General features: G+C 58.9%; 2 protein-coding genes. Both read right to left on the reverse strand.

Going from position 1 to position 1507, the window contains the following annotated elements:
* On the reverse strand, positions 1 to 670 hold a 670-nt coding region (locus ABJK56_RS02090; protein ID WP_347243009.1), incomplete at its 3' end, for a hypothetical protein.
* Positions 671 to 817: 147 nt separating this feature from the next.
* Positions 818 to 1507: hypothetical protein (locus ABJK56_RS02095; protein ID WP_347243010.1), on the reverse strand; the 690-nt coding region annotated here is incomplete at its 5' end.

Raw genomic sequence — 1507 nt, forward strand, 5'->3', positions numbered from 1 at the left:
GATAATGCAACGTCTGGGTGCCCTCTTGGGTGATGAGCAGTGGGGTCTGGTAAGGTTGCCAGCCGGCCCCCAGGTCGTACTCCAGGCCCACGATGGGCGGCAGATCCGGCCGGGTGGAAGCGCTCACCATCGCCGTCACGTCGCTGATGTACCAGCCGTTCTCCCCGACCGTTCCGGACAGGGTCAAGTTTACCGGCAAGTCAATCGCTCGGGTGAAGACACCAGAGGGCGCTACTTGCCCCTCAAAGAGGCCATCCCCATCGGCGTCGGCGGCCAGGACGAAATCGGTCCCCCGCTCCAGCGTAAGGGTGAACTCCGCTCCGCTGCTGACCGGCACGCTGACGTAGGTCGTCTGGTAGAGCGTACCCGTCGAGCGGTCAGGAATCTCCAGGAGGAAGTCGAAGGTGCCCTCCCCTATCCCAACCAGTCGCAGGTGGTAACCATGGCTCAGGTCGGCGGTGCGGATGGAGACGCGGCGGGCATCGGCATCCGGCTCTCCGGCCACGATGGGTGTCCAGTAGGCAGAGCCGGGGATTTCGGTGTCGGTTCCACCCTGCTCATTAGGCCCGACGTGGCGTCCCTGTTGATCGTAGATGTGCATTTCGGCCGGCGAAGCCATAAAGCCTTCCAATCCCTGACTGCTGGAGTTCCACTCGCTACATGGAACCACTTCCCAAGTATAGCGAATGCAGCCTACAAGGAAGTAGCAGTATTCTTTCCAATAATAGTAGTTGCATTCTTCAATGGCGACCGCCCCGACAAACTTGTGAGGCGTAATAGATGTCTCCTTGCCTGTTGCTCGCCGCCAGGCTTCAATCTATGACTTGCCAGCCGCGCGTTCGGAAGCCAATGCATAAAGGGCCGTTTCCCCATCCTGCCCAGGAACTCCAACCTTCGGTGCCTTGGCTTGGAACCCAAGCCAGGTTTGAGGGCCAGGGAGCGCTACCCATGCTTTGCCAGGAGAGATTTTGTTGCTCCACCACCCATTCATATCATTGATGTCCAGCACACTGCAACCAAGCTGGATAACGGTTTGTAACCCCTCTGTCCAATGGTCCCCCATATCAGTAGGACGGGCTCTCGAGCAATCGTATGCATCAGTACCAGGTGCGACGCACAGATAGTTGAGATCATGCCAGCCATGACCAATATAGAGCAATATGCCAGCCTGATTCTGGATGAAAAACTCGTCTGGCATCACCCCGGAGTAACCAATCACTTCTACCCGCGCCGGTTCGTAACCAGCGGCTCGAAAATAGTCCAAGTTGGCTGGTGGGCGGTTTCGCCCTTGGTCGCCGTTTCCCCAGGCGATGCCCCTGCGGCGCTCCTCCGGCACACCCAGATCGCTCATAAACCTTTCCGCGACCTGGTAATCGAACTCCTCTTGTTCATAAACCACCGCTGCTACCGTCAACCCACTGGGGCGATTGACCAGGTCACTTGCCGCCCGCGAGCCCCGGTAGATGTGCGTCCCGTCTGGGCGTGTTGTGACCCTGACCAGGGTCAG

The organism is Thermogutta sp. (genome assembly GCF_039793925.1).
In the GTDB taxonomy this organism is placed as follows: Bacteria; Planctomycetota; Planctomycetia; order Pirellulales; family Thermoguttaceae; genus Thermogutta.